Raw genomic sequence first — 1184 nt, forward strand, 5'->3', positions numbered from 1 at the left:
CACCCGCCCCCGGCGGGCGTGCCGCGCCCGAGCAGCGCGGCGCCCACGACGGCCCCCGCGCCGGCCACGACGAGGACCGACGCGCGCACGTCCCCGGCGCGCGCGGCCGCCCCCAGGACGAGCACGGACGGCACGACGAGCAGCACGAGGCCCGCCGCGACGAGCTCCCACCAGCGGCGCGCCCGGCGCGCGAGCAGAGCCCCCGTGACGACGGCGGCGAGCGCCGGCGGCGCGGTGTACGCCTCGACGAGGCCGACCTCGGTGGCCGCGAGCGCCGTCCACAGCGCGGCGGTCGCGAGGCCCGCGGTGAGCCACCACTCCCCGCGCCGGTCGGGCTCGCGCGCGGCGAGGCCCGTGCCCGCGGCGAGCACGAGCAGCACCGCGACCGCGACGGCGGGGCCCGCGGCCGGGCGGCCGAACGCGAGCCCGACGGCGATCGCCCCGGTGACCCCCGCGCTCGCCTCGACGGGCACGCGGCCCGCCGTCAGGTCGAGCCGTGCGGTCACGGGGCGCGCCACGGCGAGCGCGGCGGCCACGAGGACGGCGACCACGGGCAGCACGACGGGCGACCCGCTGCCGGGGAGCACGACGGCGCCGGCGCTCACGACGGCGACCGACGCCGTCGGCAGGACGAGCGCCGCGGCGAGCCCCCGCAGCGCGGTGGTGCTTCCGGGGCGCCGGGACGCGACGAGCACGGCCTCGAGCGCGAGCATCGCGGCGCACGCGCCGACGGACCACGCGCTGCGCTCGTCGACGACCGTGAGGACACCCAGGCCGAACGGGACGGCCGTCACGCCGAGCACCGCCCACCACGTGTCGCGCTCGACGCGCGGCACGAGCGTCACCGCGAGCGCGACGAGGGACGCGACCCCGGACACCGTGCACAGGACCGCGACGATCGGGAGCCCGGCCCAGGCGAGGGTCGTGCCGAGCACGAGCAGCACGTAGGCGTACGCGGTCCCGACCAGCGCGGCGTGCAGGCCGCGCGGCGCGGCGGCTCGGGCGGCCAGGAGGAGAACCCCCACCACGAGCGCGCCCACGGTGGCGGTCGGCCGCGCGACCCACGACCCCGCGACGAGGAGCACGACGGCCGCTCCCGCGCCCGCGACCGCCGCGGTGCGCCACGCGCGACGCTCCGCCCGGCCGACCGGCAGGACGTGGTGCCGGACGGCGGCGCGCGCGCC

Annotated in this window: 1 protein-coding gene; it reads right to left on the reverse strand. The window is 81.3% G+C overall.

Going from position 1 to position 1184, the window contains the following annotated elements; genetic code table 11:
• Positions 1 to 1184 (reverse strand): SCO7613 C-terminal domain-containing membrane protein (locus GJV82_RS19660; RefSeq protein WP_404813001.1); only part of this gene is annotated, 1184 nt, incomplete at both ends.

The sequence above is a fragment of the Cellulosimicrobium composti genome (genome assembly GCF_009711085.1).
Taxonomy (GTDB): Bacteria; Actinomycetota; Actinomycetes; order Actinomycetales; family Cellulomonadaceae; genus Cellulosimicrobium; species Cellulosimicrobium composti.